This is a genomic window from Thermovibrio ammonificans HB-1, from assembly GCF_000185805.1.
GTDB classification, from domain to species: Bacteria; Aquificota; Aquificia; order Desulfurobacteriales; family Desulfurobacteriaceae; genus Thermovibrio; species Thermovibrio ammonificans.
The window spans coordinates 1,012,053-1,030,303 of record NC_014926.1 but is presented as its reverse complement, the minus strand read 5'-3'; the positions used below and the strand labels follow the sequence as shown (position 1 = coordinate 1,030,303).

Sequence of the window (18,251 nt, the reverse complement as noted above, 5' to 3'; positions counted from 1 at the left end):
CTCTACCTCAGCCTGAACAGTGCCGCCTTAAAGGCTCCGGTGGGTAGCCTTTCAGAGAGCCTCTCTAACGGTTCAACTGCAAAGTTTCCGAATGTGAAATTAAGCGTTGAGAGCGATTTTTCAAAGGTCACCCTTGTGCCGCAGAGGGCCGCGGCTTTCGCCACAAGCTCTTTAACCTCTTTCAGGGTAAAGAACCGGGCGTGTCTGTAAACCGTTTTGAGGCCGAGTAAGGCCTTTAACCTCCTTTTCAGGTTTAGGAGAGAGTGTCTGTTTAGGAACCCTATGAGCAGGGCCTTTTCGGTTACCCTTATCGCCTCCGATAGGGCCTTCAGCGGGTTTTCAATGAACTCTAAGCTCGTTACAAAGTAGGAGGCCTTAAAGGAGCGGTTTTTGAAGGGAAGGTCTGTGGCGTTGCCGACTACAACTTCTAACCCCTTTGAGCGGGCTACTTTCACCATCTGGAGGGAAATATCGACCCCTACCACCGGGGTAAAACCCTTCCCCTTCAGGAACTCCATCCAGGCTCCGGTTCCGCAGCCCACTTCGAGCAGGGGGCCGGCCCTGTAAGGTTTCAGTAGTTCCTCCAGGAGCCGACCCTCCAGCCTCAGGAGCTTTCTCCCGAAGGGAGTTGAGTAGAAGGCGTCGTACTCGAAAGCTCCCCCGTTGAAGGGGTTACTCCCCAAGGCCTTCCCTCCCGGTTATCCCTTGGAATTTTAGGATGTTTAGAAGCTCTTGGACGTCGCCGTTTTTAATTTTCACGAGCTCGTGAACCTCCCTCAGAGGCCAGGGGTATCCGTCTATCTCGAAGTAACCAAGGAGTTCCAGTACCTTTTTGCACACCTCTTTTTTCTCTTCCGCAAGCAGAACCGACCTTTTTCCTGTAAGGAGCTCAACCTTCAGGACCGGTGCTCCGGGCTTGAGTTTCACGAAAAAGGTGATGAACGAAAGCCCCCTGAAGGCCTCCTCGAAGGGGTCGGGGAACTGGAATTTCTTCTCCTGGTCGAGGGTTATGTCTACGGGGTCTGAAAAGCCCGGGGGGAGTTGGGCGGCGTTGAGCAGGGCCACGTCTGAAAGCGACGGACTGAGCCTGTAAAGGCTCGAGCTTGAGCGTTTGGAAACGGCAACAACGTCGCCGGGGAAGCTCTCAAGGAGCCTCCTGAGGGTATCCAGGTATTCAAGGTACTCCAGGTAGCCGGCCGTTGCCGCGTACTCCCTGCTGTTGGTTATGAAGGGGGAACTTGCAAGCTCCCCGTATAGGGACTTTGAGCAGATGGGCTCTTGGAGTTCTGGCTCCTCCCGACTGAAAAGCTCTAAGGCAAGGCTCTTTAGCTCCTGCGGAAGCTCGTGGTTGAACACCGTAGGCCGAAGAATTGCCCCTAAGATTGAGCCGTCTACCAGCAGGATGTTGCTCTCCTTGGAGGCCTTTAAGAGCTCTTTAAACTCGAGGATTCCCATAAGGATTCTTAGTCTCGCCTCCGAGAACTCGTCGGGCTTTAGGACGTCTACATCTACCGAGAAGCTTTCCCAGCTCTCCTCTTTCCTGCCGTTGACGATTAAAACCGATGTGGCCCCTACGGCGTATACAACGTAGCCGGCAAACAGCACGCTGTTTCTGCTTCCGTCTACGGCGGCTACCGTGTAAGGCGGCGGAGTTTCTCTGTTTTCTATTTGAAATTCGTTCCAGATATTCTCAATCTCCCTCTTTGAGGAGTCGTCGAGGAAGGAGAGGGCCTTCAGCAGCTTCTCTTTTCTCTTGATAACCGTTTCAACGAGGAGGGGCTTTATGCCTCTTCTTACCATTTTCGTAGAACCTCCGGAGGTGGCGCATATATTATAGCTGTGCAAGGAGGAGCGTAATGAGCCGAAAGTTTATCCTGATTCTCCTTACGCTTACCGTTTTTGCCTTCGGAATCTCCCTTATTACAACCGGAACGGAGACGAAGCCGGAAGCTCCTACCAAACCTGTAAAGTCCCGTCAGAAAGAGCCCTCCTTTGTTAAGGAGCTTCTATCCGACTTCTCTATGCAGTATCGCCTCTTCAAAAAGGCAACCTTAGAAAACGGCAGGTACACCTATAACAACGGCCGTTATACCGTTGTTTTCACCGTAGACCCCCAGTTCCAGCAGAAGGTAGAGGCCGAATTTAAAAGGTTTAAAGTAAAGTATGGAGCCTTTGTCGCGGAGGAACCCTACACCGGTAAGATAGTTGCCGTTGTCTCCAGCCTTGAATACCCCGATATGGCCATGAAGCGCTCCTACCCCACCGCTTCCACCTTTAAAATAGTGACTGCCGCCGCCGCCTTAGATTCCGGCCTTGCAACCCCAAAAACGGAGCTCGTCTGCGGAGGCGTTGGAGATTCGTGTTCTCCCTCCGTTTGGCTCAACAGTCCCTTTAAGGTAAAAAGAGAGTTTGCCCAATCTTTTGCCACCTCTGCCAACCCCTTTTTCGGCAACCTCGGCAGGCTCATAGGGAAGGAGAAGCTCCTTAAATACGCAAGGCTCTTTGGCTTTAACAGCAAGCTCTACAACTTCCCCTGGGGAATTTACAGAGAGCCCCTTGACGGCTACGAACTTGCCCTTATGGCCGCGGGGCTCGGGGATACAACCACGAGCCCTTTTCATCAGGCGGTTATCGCCCAAACGATACTCAACAACGGCGTTATGTTAAAGCCCACCTTTATCGAGAAAATCATCGATAACAAAACAGGGAAAGTGGTTTACACTTTTAAGCCGGAAGTTATAAGGCGGGTTGTAAAGCCGGAAACGGCCAAAGAGATTGAGCGTATGATGGAGCTCACTGTTAAACTGGGAACCGTTTCCCGCAGGCGCTACTTCCTCCAGCTGAGGCGCCGCTACCCCGATGCCGTTATAGGTGGAAAGACCGGAACTCTCACCGAGAAGAGCTACCCGGAGGGTAGGTGTGAGTGGTTTACCGGGTTTCTCAAAGTTGGAGACCGAACGATTGCTCTATCTTCGGTTGCGGTTAACAATTGGCTCTACTACATAAGCGGTTATGAGATTGCAGCTGTTGCCGCTATGGACTTTGCTAAACTATACCAGAACTACGCCAAACTGGAGGGAGAGCCGTGTGCGTCTTCTGCAAAATAGTGAAGGGGGAGCTTCCCGCCAAAGTCGTTTACGAAGACGATAGAGTGATGGCCTTTCACGACATTAATCCCCAGGCTCCGGTACACGTTTTGGTTATTCCCAAGGAGCACATCCCCACCGTAAACGACCTTAAAGAGGAGCACGCCGAGCTGATAGGGCACATCTTCCTCGTTATTAAGAAAATTGCCAAGGAGCTCGGCATAGCCGAAAGCGGTTACAGGGTACTCGTTAACTGTAACAGCGACGGCGGGCAGGAAATTTACCACCTTCACTTCCACCTACTCGGAGGGAAGCCCTTAGGTCCTATGGTTTGCCGCTAATCCTTCGCCCTTTTCTCCCTGTACATCGCCTCGTCGGCCCTGGCCAGGACCTCCCAGAAGTCCTGGCTGGGAGACTCCCACACCTGATACCCTATAGAGACCGAAAGGGGAGGTCTCAGGTGCTCCATCTCGTTTATCATCTTTATGTTCTGTCTTATCCGCTCCACTATTCTCCTTGTTATCCGCTCGTTTGCCCCGGGCACTAAGAGTACGAACTCGTCTCCGCCTACGCGGAATATGAGGTCCCCTCCCCTTAGCGAAACCCTCAGAACCTCAACGAGCTTCCTCAGGTAGCAGTCTCCCAAGTTGTGGCCGTAGGTGTCGTTGATTTTCTTTAGGTCGTCCATATCTATGAAGATAACGCCGACCGGGAAGTTCTCGGGCCTTGCCCTGAAAAAGTCCACCTGCTCCTTTAGGTAGTGTCTGTTGTAAACCTCTGTAAGCTGGTCTCTGTAGGCGTAGTACCTGAGCTTTGCCGGCGCAACAACTTTCAGCAGGAAGGAGACGGCGTCTACAAGGTCGTTTAGAGCTTCGTAGACCAGCACATCTTGCCCCTTTTCCACGGGGAACCGTTTGATTAGGTTCCCGGCAACTATCTCCTCTACCCTCAGCAGGAGCTTCAGCTTCTCCTTCGGAACGTTCTCCTTTTTCGCCCTCCAGAGCCTATTGAGGCTCCTTAAAAAGAGCCTGCTCTGGTGGAGGAGAATCTCCTTCCTCCTCGAGAGCTTCAGAACGCCGCCGTCGTCGCGCCTACAGCCGTAGTCGTAATCCTCCTGGGCCAGCAGGAGGAGCTTGTCGGGGTCTTCTCCTATCTCCAGGGCCAGCTCCCTGATTTTCAAAATCTCCCGCCGGGAGAGTCTGTACAACCCCTGTCAGCCGCCCCCTACACCTATAAAGAACTTCTCCTCTATAACGAGGGGAATTACGTAGTTCAACTTCTGGGCGAAGCACCTGTGCAGGAAGGGTCTACCGATTTTCAGGGCCTTCTCAAACCGCTCCTTCCTGTCGGCCTCACACCGGTGGGGGACTTTACTGTAGATTACCTCGCAGTAGGGCGAAACGAAATCTACGAACTTCAGCTCTCCCTTCTCGTCCCACACCATCGACGAGCCGCCGATGTGGGCGAAGAACTTCTGGAGGTGTCTGCCCACCTCCTCGGGTTTGAAAAAGTCGGCCAGAGGCCTTACCGTTAACTCCATAAACTACCTCATACGCCTTTTCAGCTCCTGGGCAACCTCGTCGAGGGTAATGCCCCTGTTTACGAGGGCAACTATCAGGTGGTAGAGAAGGTCTGCGGTTTCGTAGATTCCCTTCTGCTTGTCCTCAGATTTAAGGGCCAGTATCGTCTCAACGGCTTCCTCGCCGACTTTCTGCAGGATTCTGTCCTCCCCGCGGCGGAAGAGCTCCGCCGTGTAGGAGTTCTCGGGCATCTCCTCTTTACGCTGCTTGACAACTTGGTAGAGCTTACTGAGAACCTCTTCCATCTTCAACAGTTACTCCTCCTCTGCTACCGTCCGAAAGAAACAGCTGTAGGCTCCCGTGTGGCAGGCAACCCCTTTCTGCTCAACAATGTAGAGCAGAGTATCCCCGTCGCAGTCGAGCCTGACCTCTTTAACTCGTTGGGTGTTGCCCGAGGTCTCCCCCTTTTTCCAGAGCTTCCCCCTCGAGCGGGAGTAATAGTGGGCAAACCCGGTTTTAATTGTCTCCTCGAGGGCTTCCCTGTTGGCGTAGGCAACCATCAGAACCTCTTTCGTTGAGGCATCCTGAACCACAACGGGTACAAGTCCTCCACCCTTTTCAAAGTCGACCTTGCTCAGCAGGTCAGGGTTAACCTTCACGGTAACCTCCGTTAGGTGAGTGAATATTATACATCTACCAGTTAACCGAAAAGTTTAAAGCTTCGTAGTAAGAACTATTACTACCAACGGCTCCCACGAGGGATAGCCTACAGAAGCGGCCGGGCTTCACAGAGAGTCTGAATCCTGCCTCTTGGGCCACGAACTTCCCGGAGAACCTGTTGAGCCTGTGGTAGAAGAGGGCAAACCGGGGCTTGAGCCTTGAGAGCTTTTTAGAGCCAAAGTGGAGGGGCTTTGCAGCCTCGAGGGAGAAAAACCTCATATCGCTTAAGGTTGGCCTAAAGGTGTATGCCAGGTCACGGTAGAACTCCTTCACCCCAAAGGTGGTAAACCTGTCGGAGTAGATGAGGAGCTTTGCTCTCCCCTTTACCTCGCCGTAACGGGCCTTCGCGGTTGCCGCTAAGCCCCAGCCCCTGCCGCTCTGCTTCAGCAGCGTAACCCTTCCTTTGCCGAGCTTCAAAGTGGCAGCCGCCGTAACCGCCCTTTTAAAGCCGTTCCCCTGGAAAACCGCGTAGAAGCCGAGGTTGGAGAACTTCCTTTTTACCCCCGCCACGGCTTCGCTCTCTATTTGGGGTCGGCTGCCGTAGGGAGATGTGTAGAGCAGGAATCCGTAAACCCCCCTGTATTCGCCCGACATGCCGGTCAGGTAGTCGTCTACGTAAGACGGGAGGCTGAGCCTCTGCATTCCGAGTTTGAGCCTTTCTTTTGAGAGGAAGAGCTCCTCAAGGTGCCACTCCTTCCCCTCTTTAACCCTGTGGATGTAGTTGTCGTGGGTGTTGCCCCACACCAGGTAGTCTACCTTAGAGGAGGGGCCGGTTGCCACCTGGGCCTTCCAGTTCTCCCCTTTAACCGTTAGCCTGTAGGTGGTGTGCCAGTAGCCTACGTGGAGGGCCCTCTCCCAGCCTTCGTACCCCAGCTGAGGTCTGTAGTAATGGTGGGGAAGGTCTGTATACTCCCCGGTGAGGGAGAAGCTGTTCTTTACCTTTACCTCTTGGGGTAAACTGTTTACGGGAACTTTTAACCCCCTTTTGTAACCGAAGAAGTAGCCGTAGGAGCCGGAACTCCCCGCCCCCGCCTTCAGGTAGAGCCAGCCTCCCGCTAACGGGTAGTCTATTTCGGCTCCCGCCTCGTCTCCCACTTTTTTGCCCGATACCTCTTTAAGGCTCAGTACGTAGGGTTTTACGGTGAAAGGGTAAAGGTTGAGCGATGTTGAGAGCTTCGCAAACTTCAGGTTTGAGAAGTCGGGTTTGAACACGGTCCCCAGGTTGAACACGGCCTCTCTGTAGCCGTAGGAGGTAAAGCCTTTCTGGGCGTATCCCAGCTTTACCTTAATGCCCTTCAGGCGGCCGTCGGCTATGAAGGCCTTTTTCCCGTTTTGGGTTGCGGCCTGAAGCTCTGCTTGGCCGTAGTCTGCCTTCAGGAAGAGGCCGTTGTAGGCAATGCCGGGCTGTGGCCCGAGGGCGTCGGATATTCTGTAAACGCCGAAGGAGATTAAGGCTTTCCTCCACCTGTAGTTGATGCCGGCGGCAAATAGGTCTACGTCGTCTTCCTTTTTGTTCTCGGTCAGCAGGTAGCGCCCTTCATAGCCTGCAACCTGGTTCCAAAAGAGCGAAAGCCTTTTACTGTAGCGGTAGATGAACCTGCCTCCCCACAGGTAGTCGTTGTAAACGGCGGGGACTTCAAAGTGCTGTTTACCGAAGCTCCCGATGAGGCCGTTGAAGATGAAATTGTCCTTGTGGAAGTAGAGCTCTTTAACCGTGAACTGTTTGCCGGTTCCGAAGAGGGAGTCTTCCGGGGAGGTAAAGAGCGTTACGTAGGGAACTTTTGCCGTTCCGCTTGTGATTGTGAGCTTCAGCCAGGCTCCCCTTTTAATCTTAAACTTCTGGCTCAGCTGCCACAGCAGCAGAACTCCGGAGTGTTCTCCCCGCCACCGCTCGTACCCCACCTGGCGGCGGTAGTTTCTGGTATCCTTTAGCTTAAACACCGAGACGTCTAAGTTCAGTTCTGCTCCGGCCACGGGGGTCGGCAGCAGTAGCAGGGCTGCCAGGAGAGCTCGTCTCAACTTTCCTCCGGAAGGGGTAGGCTTATAAATAATACTTAATTTCGTTTAATTTCGAAAAGGAGTTGAAGTTGAAGCTCGTAGGTCACGTTTCCGGCGGTGAGCTCTTAAGAGGCCTCGATGCCGTTAAAGAGGTAATTTCGCTGGGGATAGGGGTTGAGCTTCAGCTCACAGCCGAGGTTCTGGAGACGTTAACCCTTAAGGAGTTCGGGGCCATTAAAAGAGAGGTGGGAAACCTTCCCGTTACGGTTCACGCCCCCTTTATGGACCTTAACCCGGGAGCTTCCGACCCTTACGTTCTTGAGGCCACCCGGCGGCGCTTCGCAGAGGCCCTTGCCGCCGCAACGGTTCTTGAGGCTCAGGTTGTCGTGTTCCACACCGGCTACCACCCCAAAAAGGTAGACCCGATATTCGACTCCTGGTTTAAGCGGGCGGTTGAGACTTTTTCGGAAATTGCCGCCGCCTACCCCGGGCGTATTGCCCTCGAGAACGTCTTCGACCCCACCCCTTCGGTTCTCGCCAAGCTTCTTTTAGAGCTTCCCGAAAACGTCGGCGTCTGCCTCGATACGGGCCACGTTAACCTCTTCTCAACGGTTCCCCTAAAGGAGTGGCTCTCCTTCGGCGGGCGGCTCTTTGAGTTTCACGTTCACGATAACGACGGCCTCTCCGACCTTCACGCCCCTTTAGGAGAGGGCACTTTTCCTTTTAAGGAGTTTATCGGGGAGGTTAAATCCTTCAGACACGACTATATATTTAACCTGGAAAACAAGAGCCCCCGGGCTGTTGCCAGGGCGCTTGAGAACTTGCGGAGGTTGGAAGGTGTTTGATATCAGGATATACCCGGACGAAGCCTTAAAGAGCAAGGCCCAGAAGGTAGAGGAGTTCAACCAGGAGCTTGTTGACCTTGTAAACGGCATGTTTGAAACTATGTACAAGCGCGGAGGCGTAGGGCTTGCCGCCAACCAGGTGGGCGTTCTTAAAAGGGTGTTGATTCTGGACCTTAAGGCAGGAACCGAGGAGCAGGGTAAGAACCCGATAGTCCTCGTGAACCCCGAGATAGTGGCCTCTGAGGGGGAGGTTGTTAAAGAGGAAGGGTGTCTCTCCCTGCCGGGGCTTTACAGGAAGGTAAAGAGGGCCCAGTGGGTAAAGGTGAAGGCCCAGAACCTCGACGGCGAGGAGATTGAGATTGAAGGGGAGGGACTCCTTGCCCGGGCCCTTCAGCACGAGATAGACCACCTTAACGGTGTAGTTTTCATAGACAGGCTCTCTCCCCTTCAGAAGCGCCTTGCCCTTGAGAAGTTTAAGAAACTGAAGAGGAACTACCTCAGGAAGCTGGCAGCGGAGGGGAAATGAGGCTCTTAACGGCCAAGGAGATGGCACAGATAGACGCCGAAACGATAAACACCTTGGGAGTGCCGGGCGTTGTCCTTATGGAGAACGCCGCCCGGGGCGTTACAGAGGTTATATACCGTGAGGTTAAGGGAACCTCTGCCGTTGTTGTGTGCGGCAAGGGAAACAACGGGGGCGACAGCCTTGCCGTTGCGAGGAACCTCTACAACTTGGGTTACGACGTTGAAGTTATCCTCACCGCTCCCGTAGAGGAGCTGAAGGGAGATGCCCGGGTAAACGGCGAAATCCTCTCGAGGTTGCCGGTTCCTATCCACGTTGTGAGGGAGGAGTCTCAGCTCCTCGAGGTCTACTCCCTGCTGAAGGAGGCCGACTTCGTTGTTGACGCCCTTTTCGGCACCGGCCTTTCAAAGCCCCTTTCGGGCTTTTACGCCGAGCTCGTTGACGTTGTGAACAGAGCGGCAAAGCAGGTTGTCTCTGTGGATATCCCCTCGGGTATCAGTGCCGATACCGGCCAGATTATAGGTCCCCACGTTAAGGCCGACTACACCGTTACCTTTGCCTTCCCGAAAATCGCCCACGTTATGCCTCCGGCCTGCGACTACGTGGGGAAGCTCTTTATAGTGGACATCTCCATTCCGGAGGATATCCCCTTCTTTTTGGGCCCCGAGCGCTACCTGCTCACCCTTGACGAGGTGGCCTTTACCTACCCGTTGCGGGAGGTGATGGACCACAAGTACACCTTCGGCCACCTTCTCGTTGTGGGTGGCTCAAAGGGTAAAACCGGCGCTCCTTCCATGGCGGCCGATGCGGCCCTGAGGGCCGGAGTGGGGCTTTCAACCGTTATGGTTCCCGAGAGCTTAAACGGCGTGTTTGAGGTGAAGCTGACCGAGGTGATGTCCCTGCCCGTTGACGACGGCGGCAGGGGGATTTTCGCCGTTGAGAGTCTTGATGAGGCGTTGAAGCTCGTTAGGAACGGCAAGTTCTCGGCGGTGGTTGTGGGGCCCGGCTTGGGCAGCGACCCTTCAACCTTTGAGTTTGCAAGGGAGTTCATAAAGGAGTGTAACCTGCCGATGGTTATAGATGCAGACGGCCTGAACGCCCTTGCGGAAGATACATCCCCGCTGAAGCTCAAGGAGACGCCCGTTGTTATTACGCCCCACGTAGGTGAGTTTGTGAGGCTTTCGGGGGTTCCTAAAGAAGAGGTCTTAAAGGAGCCTTGGCGTCACGCCCTTGAGTTTGCCCGCTCTCACAGGGTGGTTGTGGTTCTTAAAAGCGGCAGAACGGTTGTTGCAACTCCCGAGGGTCAGGTTTTTGTAAACGTTATAGGCAACCCGGGTATGGCCACCGCCGGAACCGGCGACGTTCTTGCAGGCGTTATTGGTGCCCTCTTGGCCATGGGGATAGATGCCGAAGATGCCGCCAAGTTCGGCGTTTTCCTCCACTCGCTGGCCGGCGACATAGCGGCCGAGCGCCTGACCCAGGAGGGTATGAAGGCTACCGACCTTATAACTTTCCTCCCCGAGGCCATAAAGAGGATAAAAGAGCTCGAAGTTGAGCCTTTAAGGGGAGAGCTTCCCTTTGTAACTTCCTTGAGAGAAGCGGTAGGTGTTTAGGCAGCTGGCTCTACTTTTAGGCTTCCTCCTTCTCATTTTTGCAGTTGCCTACTTCGGGGTCTCCTTTATCTCCTCCTCTATGGGGGAGTTTTACCTTAACAACCCCCTCTTCCACGTGCTCTTTGCTTTAACGCTAATAGTCATAACGGTTCTCATAGTCCTCTTCGTGAGGAACCTTGCCCTCTTTTTCTTTCCCTACTTTAAAACGAAGCTCCGGATGAAGATATTCACCGCTTTCCTCCTTCTCATCCTCGGCCCGGCCCTCTTTTCCATATTCCTCGCCTCCGGGGTCATAAACCAGGGGCTCGACAGGCTCTTGAGGATTCAGGTAAAGCGGATAGTTGAGACATCGGGCGAAACAACCGAGCAGTTCCTCAGCTTCATAGAGAGAGACCTTGAGAGGAAGGCGCGGGAGCTTTCGGTTAAAAAGCGGGTTTATCCCTATACGCTGAAAGTTTACGGCGTTAACGGCTTCCTTCGGCTTACCGGTAAAAAGGTGGAGAGGGTAGGCGATTTCCCCCTTAAGAAGAGCGAGATTAAACAGCTTGAGAAGCTGAAAAACTACGCCTTCCTCGATTACCGCTCCGGTCAGCTCGTTGCCTGCGTTAAGAGGAAGTGGAACATCACCTGCGTTTCTAAAGAGCTTCCCCCCGACCTCGTTAAACGGGTGAGGCAGATAAGGGAGCTTCAGACCGACTACAAGAGCCTTGTGGCCTACAAAACTCCCATAAAGGCCATATACACGGTAACTTTCGCCGTTATGGGACTTGCCGTTCTCTTTGGGGCCCTGTGGTTTGCCCGCTACTTTGAAAAGAGGATATCCATACCGGTTGAGGCCCTTTATAACGCCACCCAGCGCATCTCCCGGGGAGACCTCTCGGTCAGAATTCCCGAAGACGAGGCCACCGATGAACTTCGCCACGTTATCCAGGCCTTCAACTCAATGGTAGAGCAGCTTCAACTCCTTAGGAAGAGCCTCGAGGACAACAAGCGCTACCTTGAGGAGGTGCTTAACTCCATATCTCCGGCGATAGTTACCTTCGACTACGGCGGCAAGGTAATCTCGTGTAACAAGCAGGCCAAGGAGCTTCTCGGCCTTTCCGACTCCCTAAAGGGCAGTACCATCTGGGAGCTCCTCTCCCCATACCCCAACCTTAGGGCCGCTGTGGAGAGGCTGGTGGCCGAAGACAGAAGCCGCTGCGACGTAAGGGAGGAGATAGGGGGCAGGGAGAAGTTCCTCACCGTTGAGCTTCTCTCGAGCCCCGGCATTGAAGACAGAATCCTCATAATTGAGGATATGACGGACCTTGTGAGGGCCCAGAAAGCCGAGGCCTGGAGGGAGGTGGCCCAGAGGATTGCCCACGAGATTAAAAATCCCTTAACCCCCATAGTTTTGAACGCCGAGCGGATAAAGCGGCTCCTTGAGCGGCAGAGCCCCGGTTACAAGGAGAAGGTACTTAAAGCCGTAGACTCCATAGTTGCGGAGGTTGAAGTTATAAAGCGGCTCATAAACGAATTCAGGAAGTTCACCCGGCTGCCCCTTCCCGAAAAGAGGCTCACCGACCTTAACGAGCTCATAAGGAGCACTTTGGAGCCCTACGAGGGGAAGGTGAAGCTCTCCTTTGAGTTTGAGGAGATACCGAAAATCCCCCTCGACAGGAACCTTACGAGGGAGGTTCTGGTCAACCTCGTATCTAACAGCGTAGAGGCCGGGGCGAAGGAGGTCAGGGTATCGACCACCCGGAAAGACGATAAGGTCTTTATCGTTTTTAAAGACGACGGCCCCGGAATTCCCGACGAGATAATGGAGAAGCTCTTTGCCCCTTACGTTTCCGGCAAAGACGACGGCTGGGGGCTGGGCCTTTCAATAGTTAAGAAGATTGTTGAAGACCATGGCGGCAAAATTTACACCGTTGACAAGAACACCTTCGTTATAGAGCTTCCCATCTGAGCCGCACCTTTAGAACCAGCCTCAGCAGGGCGAACCTCAGCCAGCTCTCTGCCGCAGCGAAACCCCAGGGAATAAGGGGCGTTTTAACCGCCTTTACCGCCAGCCACGCAGGCAAAAGCCTGAAGAGCCAGTAGCTCCCCACGTTAACAGCAGCCTCCTCGGGTCCCAAACCCGTAGCCCTTAAGGTTCCGGTTGCCGCAAATGAGCCGCAAACGGCCGGCTGGGCCGCTGCCGCCGTAAGCAGGTAGAGGGAGAACCACCTGCCCGCTTCCCCGCCTACCGGCCGGATGAGTGCCGTTAAAAGGAGTACTGCCCCTGCCGCCGCTCCGCTGATGAGGCCCACCTTTACCGCCTCCCTTGCCCTTTCCGCCATCTTGCCGCCGGCTGCTCCTACAAACGGCACCGCCGCCTCGAGGAGGGCGTAGCCCAGCGCCGTGGCAAAGCCTTCAACTCTGAGGGCGAGCTGGTAGCCTGCAAGGGGTGCCGTTCCGCAGGCTGCAACCACTCCCGAGAACAGGTTAAAGGAGACAGACGACAAAAGGGACTCTGCCGCCGCCGGCAACCCCACCTTTAGCCCGAGCCTTACCTCCCCTTTTGAGAGGCCCCTGCCGGGCTTCAGTGGAAGCTCTCTCAGCTTCAGCAGGTATACGGCTCCACCTGTAAGCTCCGAGGCCACAACCGCAAGTCCCGCCCCTTCTGCTCCCAGCCGGGGCACGAGGAGCAGTAAAAGTAGAGTTCCCGATATAAAAACCGCCCCTGTAGACCAGAAGACCGCTCTGCTCTTGCCTACTCCGGTGAAAGCGGCGTTAAGGGTGTTGACCCACAGTAACAGGGGTGCCGCAAGTAGAACCGGCCTTAAGTAGCTTAGGGCCGCTTCGAGGGCTTTCCCCTTAACCGAGAAGCTCTCGAGGAAGAGCTTGGCCGCCTCTTCCCCAAACAGCGAAAAGGGGGCGGCAACTGCCGCAGATATGAGCAGGCTTGCCGCGAGAACCTCCCCTACTCCCCTACCTTCCCCTACCCTTCTTGCCGCCACCGTGGCGGTTGCCGCGTAAACCCCTTCGTGGAGGCTGTAGAGGAGCCAAACCAGCGTTGACGCAAAGCCCACGCCGGCAATAATATCCTCACCGTAGGCAGAAACCACAGCAAGGGTCACAAGGCTCTGAACCGAGTAGAGCCAGTTGGAGAGGAGAATGGGAATGGCAAGCCGAAGAAGCTCCAAAACTCTGCTCCCCGTTAGGATTGAGCGATGGAATTTTATGAAAAACTTCGACTCCTTTTACCCGATGCTCAGGCGCTTTCTGGCCGACATCTACGGCTCGGCAGAGAGGGGACTCTCTATATACCAGAGTCGCTACAGGGCCGTTGACTACTACAGGAACTACCGTGTACGCCCCAACTCCTACCTGCTTGTGGCAACCGTCGGAGGAGAGCCTGTAGGCTGGCTCTACGCAAGGCGGAAGAAGGACCACACCTACATCTACGACATCTTCGTTAAACCCGAGTTCAGGAAAAGGGGGGTGGGCAGGGCTTTAGTGGATGAGGTGGAAAAGCTGGCCGGAGGCCCCCTCGTTGCCGAAACTCACGAGGGAGCGGTTGAGGCTTTTAAGTCCTGGGGTTTTACGGTTGAGGGAGGTTACGAGGAAGACGGTATAAAATGGTTTGTTGTTAAAAGAGCTTCTTAACCAAGTACCCCACCGCCGCCACCTCTAAAACCTTCACCGCTGCCGAAAACAGGGCCAGCTTCCACTTGGGAACCGCCTTTAACCTCTGCAGAGCTTGACTTAGCTTCTCCTTCAACACTTCTCCCTTTCGACCGAAAGTAGTATTCTAAACTTATAGCCAGATACCGCCTTTTGGAGCGCCCTATGGTGATTTACGGTAGAAATGCAGTTGAAGAGGCCGTAAGGTCGGGCCGCAACATAGAGAAGGTCTACCTCCTCCACGGGAAGTTCTTCGAGCCGGAGTTCTTGAGCCTCCTTCAGGAAAGGGGGGTGCGGTTCCAGTGGGCCAAGCGTCCCCAGCTCGACAGGCTGGCGGGAACCGGCAAACACCAGGGAGTTGTGGCCATTATCTCCCCTATAGAGTACGCCACCTTACAGGAGCTTGTTGAGGAAACGGTTAACAGGAACTCCTTCTTTTTTGCCTTAAACGGCATAACCGAGCCCCAGAACCTCGGGGCCATTGCAAGGAGCGTTGAGCTGTTCGGAGGTGTAGGGCTGCTACTTCCCCAGAGGGGGAGCGCCCCGATTAACGAAGTCGCCGTAAAGGCCTCTGCCGGAGCTCTGCTCCACCTAAAGGTTGTAAGGGTTGACTTTCTGGAGGAGGGGCTTTTGGCCTTTAAAGAGAGCGGCGGTAACGTTTACGCCCTTGAAACCGGAGGCAGGGATATCCGGGACTCTCAGCTGAAGAGGCCGCTGGCCTTCATCTTGGGCTCTGAGGGGAAGGGGATAGACGCTGAGCTTGTAGAGCTTGCAGACCTTACGGTGACCATTCCCACAGTTGGGAAGCTCCCTTCCCTTAACGTTTCCGTTGCTGCCGGAATAGCCGCCTGGGAGATTTTCAGGAGAGGAGCTTAGCCGTTAACTCCACTATCTTGAGGGCCACCTCCTCTTTGCTCCCCTGAAGCTCCCTGCACTCCTTTGCGGTTATGAAAAAGGCCCTGGTTGAATCCGAGCCGAACACTCCGCTCCTTACGCTGTTTGCAACCACTGCGTCCAGCCTTTTCCTGAAGAGCTTCTCCCTTGCGTTCTCTATAACGTTATCCGTTTCGGCGGCAAAGCCCACAACAACCTGTCCCTCCCTCTTAAGGGAGGCAACCTCCCTGAGGATATCCGGAGTCCTCACCAGCTCGAGTATAAGCCCGCCCTTTCCCTTTTTTATCTTTGAGCTGTGGCGCTCTTTCGGCCTATAGTCCCCTATCGCCGCCGCCGATATGTAAACGTCGGCCTCCTTAAAGGCCTTGAGTGCCGCCTCTCTCATCTCCTCTACCGATTCAACCTCCACTCTTTTCACCCTGTAGGGTGTCTTCAGGCAGGTGGGGCCGCTTATGAGCGTTACCTCTGCTCCCGCCGCTGCTGCCGCCTTCGCAACTGCGTAGCCCATCTTCCCGCTTGAAGGGTTCGATATGAACCTAACCGGGTCTATGTACTCCCGGGTGGGGCCGGCGGTAACCACCACTTTCTTGCCCTTTAAGAGCTTCGGTGTGAACCAGTACTCTACCGCCTCTACTATCTCCTCGGTAGCCGCGAGCCTGCCCTTCCCCACCTCGCCGCACGCAAGGTATCCCTCTTCCGGCTCAACAACCTCCCAGCCCAGCTCTTTTAGCTTTTGAAGGTTTTCCTGAGTCACCCGGTTCTCGAACATCTTCACGTTCATTGCCGGGCACACAATTCCTTTTCCCATACAGAGTGCAAGCTCCGAAACGGAGGTGTCGGCTATGCCGTGGGCTATCTTCGCTATCGTGTTTGCCGTTGCGGGGGCCACAACGAGGAGCTCTCCCCAGCTGGAGAGGGTGGTGTGGCGGATTTCCGGGGAGCTCTCGGGAACCACCTCGGTGTAAACCGGGTAGCCGGAAATCGCCTCGAAGGTGAGGGAGGATACGAACCTGCACGCTGCAGGTGTTTGAGCAACTCTTACCTCTGCGCCCTTTTTCTGAAGGGCCCTTAAAAGCTCTACGGCCTTGTATGCGGCTATGCTCCCGGTTACGCCTAAAACTATCTTCCTCTTGGCTATCAACTCTCCTCTTCCCCCTCCTGCACGCGCCCTACCATGGGTTTAAGCCTTATCTCCTGGCCCAAGTAGAGGCTGAAGCCGAAGCTCGTTGCGTAGCTTGTGATGATTGCCGCAGTCATCGGTATGACAACGTCTGCGTGGGTCATCTCGGTAATCATCACTATGGCCGCAAGAGGCGTCTTTGCTCCGGCGGCGAGTGCCGCTCCCATACCTGCAAGGGTAAAAGTCACTATCTCCTGGGGGAACAGGTGGCCGAACATGTTCCCTACGGCCGCCCCTATCAGCAGGTTGGGAAGGACGAGTCCTCCCGGTATCCCGAAACCCAGCGTCAGGCTCGTTATCACGAGAACGGCAACCACAACGAAGAGGTCGGTCCAAATCGGCAGGGGCACCTGTGCCAGCTTGGAAACAACTCCCATGTGTGCCGGTGCCGACAGGAAGTCGGTATCCCTTGTGAACAGGTAGAGCAGAACCAGAAACGGCAGTGCTGCGGCCGTTCCGATTAAAGGCCTTATCTTGGGTTCGAAGAACTTAGAGACGCACACGCATGTGTGGAACAGGAAAGTGTATGCGTATATCACAACGCTTATTGCAAGCCCCATAACTACAATGTAAGGTATCGTTTTCAGGTTCCACTGGGGGAGCATCTGCAGGTGGATAAAGGCGCTCTCCCCTCTGAAGAACGAGAAGGTGAGGTAGCTGACTATAGAGGCGATAATCATGGGAACGAAAGGCCTGTAGTCGAGGTTGTACATCTCCTCCAGTTCCATTGCGAATATGGCACTTCCCAGAGGGGCCTTCAGGAGCGCTCCGGTAAAAGCTCCTCCGCCGATGAGTCCGAGAAGCTGCTTGTACTTCTTCCCGAGTCCGTAGGCCTTACCGAACCACTCCCCTACGGCAACCCCTATGAAGAAAGAGGGCCCTTCCCTTCCGGCTATAAAGCCCCCCGACAGCACGAAAGTGGAGGTCAGCAGCTTCAGCAGAACGGTTTTTACCTTTATGTAGCTCTTTGTCTTCAGGTGCAAAATCGCGTAGCCGATTCCCGGGCCGCCTATTATCGGGTCTACTGCCAGGGCGTAGCCTACAAACGCTGAAACCACAAGGGGGTAGAGCAGAAGAACCGGCAGGTTTTTAACCAAGAGGTCGTTGAGCCCTACAATGAGAATATCCATGAAGGAGGCTATCGCCCCCGTTGTTATGCCCACTGCGAAGGCGAAGGGAATCCACCTGCCGAAGAAAACGGAAATGGAGGAAAGGTCAAAGCGGTGGGTGAGGTTCGTTGTTGCGCACCCTTTAAGGTAGCGCCAGAAGAAATCCCACCGCCCCTTCTCGTTTTCCATAGTTTACGGCGTTCCCCACTTCCAGAAGGTCTCCCTTATTCTACCAAAGAGCTTCCTTGCAAGCTCCAGTAGCCTTGCCACCCTCTTTTCGGTGGGAGGGTGTGTAGAGAACAGGCTCGCTATAAAGTCCCCTTTGAGGGGGTTCACTATGAACAGGTGGCTCGTTGCAGGGTTAACCTCTTGCCTTACAAGCTCTTCGGGAATCCTGCGGCTGTACTCCTCCAGCTTTTTGAGGGCGCTGGCAAGGGCTTCCGGCTTTCCAGAGATTATCCCTCCGGTTTCGTCTGCCTTGTACTCCCTTGCCCTCGAGATTGCCATCTGGATGAGGGCAGCGGCAATCGGGGCCACTATGACCATTGCAAGGAGGCCGATTGTCTCTGCCCAGCCCCCCTCTTCGTCGTCTCTCCTCCCGAAGATGAAGAACCACTGGGCCATGTTTGCAAGGGTTGTTATCGCTCCTGCGAGCGTTGCTGCAACCGCCTGAATGAGAGTATCCCTGTTCTTTATGTGGGAGATTTCATGGGCAAGAACGCCCTCGAGCTCGTCCCTGTCGAGTATCTCCACGATTGTCGGCGTAACAACAACTACGCCGTGTTCGGGGTTCCTTCCGGTTGCAAAGGCGTTGGGAACGTCCATGGGAGCTATTCCCACTTTTGGCTTGGGAATGCCGGCGTTCTTTGCCAGCCTCTCAACCATCTCGTGGAGCCAGGGGGCCTCCTCTTCGCTCAGGAGCTTCACCCCGTACATGGAGAGAACTATCTTGTCGGAGAAGTACCAGCTGCCGAAGTTCATTATTGCGGCCATAAACAGGGCGATAACCATTCCGGCGTTTCCGCCCAGCAGCTTTCCGAAGAGCAGTAGCAGTCCCGTTAAGAATCCCAGTAAAAGGGCAGTCTTTACCGAGTTCCAGTTCATCAACACCT

The 18,251-nt window shown here is 54.7% G+C and carries 20 protein-coding genes; 8 read left to right on the top strand and 12 right to left on the bottom strand.

Annotation, left to right across the window (positions count from 1 at the left end; genetic code table 11):
* Positions 1-2 precede the first annotated feature (2 nt).
* Both THEAM_RS05280 and THEAM_RS05275 read right to left on the bottom strand, forming a co-directional pair.
* The gene (locus THEAM_RS05280) at positions 3-683 is read right to left on the bottom strand and encodes a class I SAM-dependent methyltransferase (protein ID WP_013537805.1); all 681 of its coding nucleotides are present in this window, start codon (positions 681-683) and stop codon (positions 3-5) included.
* Complete coding sequence (locus THEAM_RS05275) at positions 673-1,800, bottom strand: DNA double-strand break repair nuclease NurA (RefSeq protein WP_013537804.1); 1,128 nt, start codon at positions 1,798-1,800, stop codon at positions 673-675. Before THEAM_RS05275 ends, THEAM_RS05280 begins: the two co-directional genes overlap by 11 nt.
* Before the next feature lie 56 nt (positions 1,801-1,856).
* Between THEAM_RS05275 and THEAM_RS05270 the strand changes: the two genes are divergently transcribed.
* Positions 1,857-3,107, top strand: a complete 1,251-nt coding sequence (locus tag THEAM_RS05270) for a penicillin-binding transpeptidase domain-containing protein (protein WP_013537803.1) — start codon at positions 1,857-1,859, stop codon at positions 3,105-3,107.
* Positions 3,086-3,427: a histidine triad nucleotide-binding protein gene (locus THEAM_RS05265; protein ID WP_013537802.1), complete on the top strand. Its 342-nt coding sequence runs from the start codon at positions 3,086-3,088 to the stop codon at positions 3,425-3,427. Before THEAM_RS05270 ends, THEAM_RS05265 begins: the two co-directional genes overlap by 22 nt.
* Here THEAM_RS05265 and THEAM_RS09460 read toward each other — a convergent pair.
* From THEAM_RS09460 to THEAM_RS05240, 5 genes are read right to left on the bottom strand one after another with little or no spacing between them, the layout of a single operon-like run.
* Complete coding sequence (locus tag THEAM_RS09460; protein WP_013537801.1) at positions 3,424-4,293, bottom strand: GGDEF domain-containing protein; 870 nt, start codon at positions 4,291-4,293, stop codon at positions 3,424-3,426. The genes THEAM_RS05265 and THEAM_RS09460 overlap by 4 nt on opposite strands.
* Before the next feature lie 6 nt (positions 4,294-4,299).
* Positions 4,300-4,626, bottom strand: a complete 327-nt coding sequence (locus tag THEAM_RS05255) for a PocR ligand-binding domain-containing protein (RefSeq protein WP_013537800.1) — start codon at positions 4,624-4,626, stop codon at positions 4,300-4,302.
* Between the two features lie 3 nt (positions 4,627-4,629).
* Complete coding sequence (gene hisE / locus THEAM_RS05250) at positions 4,630-4,911, bottom strand: phosphoribosyl-ATP diphosphatase (protein ID WP_041439936.1); 282 nt, start codon at positions 4,909-4,911, stop codon at positions 4,630-4,632.
* A gap of 9 nt (positions 4,912-4,920) precedes the next feature.
* A complete protein-coding gene (gene hisI, locus THEAM_RS05245) occupies positions 4,921-5,265 on the bottom strand; it encodes a phosphoribosyl-AMP cyclohydrolase (RefSeq protein WP_013537798.1) in 345 nt (114 codons plus the stop codon).
* A 34-nt stretch (positions 5,266-5,299) separates the two neighbouring features.
* Complete coding sequence (locus THEAM_RS05240) at positions 5,300-7,345, bottom strand: hypothetical protein (protein ID WP_013537797.1); 2,046 nt, start codon at positions 7,343-7,345, stop codon at positions 5,300-5,302.
* Between the two features lie 68 nt (positions 7,346-7,413).
* Here THEAM_RS05240 and THEAM_RS05235 point away from each other — a divergent pair, with 68 nt between their 5' ends.
* From THEAM_RS05235 to THEAM_RS05220, 4 genes are read left to right on the top strand one after another with little or no spacing between them, the layout of a single operon-like run.
* A complete protein-coding gene (locus THEAM_RS05235; protein ID WP_013537796.1) occupies positions 7,414-8,169 on the top strand; it encodes a sugar phosphate isomerase/epimerase family protein in 756 nt (251 codons plus the stop codon).
* Positions 8,162-8,695 (top strand): peptide deformylase, encoded by a 534-nt coding sequence (gene def, locus THEAM_RS05230; RefSeq protein ID WP_013537795.1) that lies wholly within the window; start codon positions 8,162-8,164, stop codon positions 8,693-8,695. The genes THEAM_RS05235 and def overlap by 8 nt, the downstream gene beginning before the upstream one ends.
* Positions 8,692-10,305, top strand: coding sequence for an NAD(P)H-hydrate dehydratase (locus THEAM_RS05225; protein WP_013537794.1), 1,614 nt, complete (start codon positions 8,692-8,694; stop codon positions 10,303-10,305). The genes def and THEAM_RS05225 overlap by 4 nt, the downstream gene beginning before the upstream one ends.
* Positions 10,298-12,256: a sensor histidine kinase gene (locus THEAM_RS05220; RefSeq protein WP_013537793.1), complete on the top strand. Its 1,959-nt coding sequence runs from the start codon at positions 10,298-10,300 to the stop codon at positions 12,254-12,256. The genes THEAM_RS05225 and THEAM_RS05220 overlap by 8 nt, the downstream gene beginning before the upstream one ends.
* Here the strand turns inward: THEAM_RS05220 and THEAM_RS05215 are convergent.
* Positions 12,237-13,475 carry an MATE family efflux transporter gene (locus THEAM_RS05215; protein WP_013537792.1) on the bottom strand — a complete coding sequence of 413 codons (1,239 nt, stop codon included), beginning with the start codon at positions 13,473-13,475 and terminating at the stop codon, positions 12,237-12,239. The genes THEAM_RS05220 and THEAM_RS05215 overlap by 20 nt on opposite strands.
* Here THEAM_RS05215 and THEAM_RS05210 point away from each other — a divergent pair.
* Positions 13,453-13,938: a GNAT family N-acetyltransferase gene (locus THEAM_RS05210; RefSeq protein ID WP_198005511.1), complete on the top strand. Its 486-nt coding sequence runs from the start codon at positions 13,453-13,455 to the stop codon at positions 13,936-13,938. The genes THEAM_RS05215 and THEAM_RS05210 overlap by 23 nt on opposite strands.
* On the opposite strand, the gene THEAM_RS09810 is transcribed toward THEAM_RS05210, so the two are convergent.
* The gene (locus tag THEAM_RS09810) at positions 13,922-14,053 is read right to left on the bottom strand and encodes a hypothetical protein (RefSeq protein WP_013537790.1); all 132 of its coding nucleotides are present in this window, start codon (positions 14,051-14,053) and stop codon (positions 13,922-13,924) included. The genes THEAM_RS05210 and THEAM_RS09810 overlap by 17 nt on opposite strands.
* Before the next feature lie 68 nt (positions 14,054-14,121).
* Between THEAM_RS09810 and rlmB the strand changes: the two genes are divergently transcribed.
* Complete coding sequence (gene rlmB / locus THEAM_RS05205) at positions 14,122-14,832, top strand: 23S rRNA (guanosine(2251)-2'-O)-methyltransferase RlmB (RefSeq protein WP_013537789.1); 711 nt, start codon at positions 14,122-14,124, stop codon at positions 14,830-14,832.
* Here rlmB and coaBC read toward each other — a convergent pair.
* The 3 genes from coaBC to THEAM_RS05190 are packed head-to-tail and all read right to left on the bottom strand — an operon-like array spanning position 14,816 to position 18,243.
* Positions 14,816-15,991 carry a bifunctional phosphopantothenoylcysteine decarboxylase/phosphopantothenate--cysteine ligase CoaBC gene (coaBC, locus tag THEAM_RS05200; protein WP_013537788.1) on the bottom strand — a complete coding sequence of 392 codons (1,176 nt, stop codon included), beginning with the start codon at positions 15,989-15,991 and terminating at the stop codon, positions 14,816-14,818. The genes rlmB and coaBC overlap by 17 nt on opposite strands.
* Entirely contained in the window at positions 15,988-17,328 is a 1,341-nt protein-coding gene (locus tag THEAM_RS05195; protein WP_013537787.1) for a chloride channel protein, read from the bottom strand. Before THEAM_RS05195 ends, coaBC begins: the two co-directional genes overlap by 4 nt.
* Positions 17,329-17,331: 3 nt before the next feature.
* Positions 17,332-18,243: a zinc metalloprotease HtpX gene (locus tag THEAM_RS05190; RefSeq protein WP_013537786.1), complete on the bottom strand. Its 912-nt coding sequence runs from the start codon at positions 18,241-18,243 to the stop codon at positions 17,332-17,334.
* Positions 18,244-18,251: the final 8 nt, after the last annotated feature.

Bases quoted from the DNA above. Each gene is read 5' to 3' on its own strand.
- rlmB (WP_013537789.1), top strand. From the start codon at position 14,122: ATGGTGATTTACGGTAGAAATGCAGTTGAAGAGGCCGTAAGGTCGGGC.
- hisE (WP_041439936.1), bottom strand. From the start codon at position 4,911: ATGGAAGAGGTTCTCAGTAAGCTCTACCAAGTTGTCAAGCAGCGTAAA.
- THEAM_RS05190 (WP_013537786.1), bottom strand. From the start codon at position 18,243: ATGAACTGGAACTCGGTAAAGACTGCCCTTTTACTGGGATTCTTAACG.
- THEAM_RS05210 (WP_198005511.1), top strand. From the start codon at position 13,453: ATGGCAAGCCGAAGAAGCTCCAAAACTCTGCTCCCCGTTAGGATTGAG.
- THEAM_RS05255 (WP_013537800.1), bottom strand. From the start codon at position 4,626: ATGGAGTTAACGGTAAGGCCTCTGGCCGACTTTTTCAAACCCGAGGAG.
- THEAM_RS05270 (WP_013537803.1), top strand. From the start codon at position 1,857: ATGAGCCGAAAGTTTATCCTGATTCTCCTTACGCTTACCGTTTTTGCC.
- THEAM_RS05275 (WP_013537804.1), bottom strand. From the start codon at position 1,800: ATGGTAAGAAGAGGCATAAAGCCCCTCCTCGTTGAAACGGTTATCAAG.
- THEAM_RS05225 (WP_013537794.1), top strand. From the start codon at position 8,692: ATGAGGCTCTTAACGGCCAAGGAGATGGCACAGATAGACGCCGAAACG.
- THEAM_RS05195 (WP_013537787.1), bottom strand. From the start codon at position 17,328: ATGGAAAACGAGAAGGGGCGGTGGGATTTCTTCTGGCGCTACCTTAAA.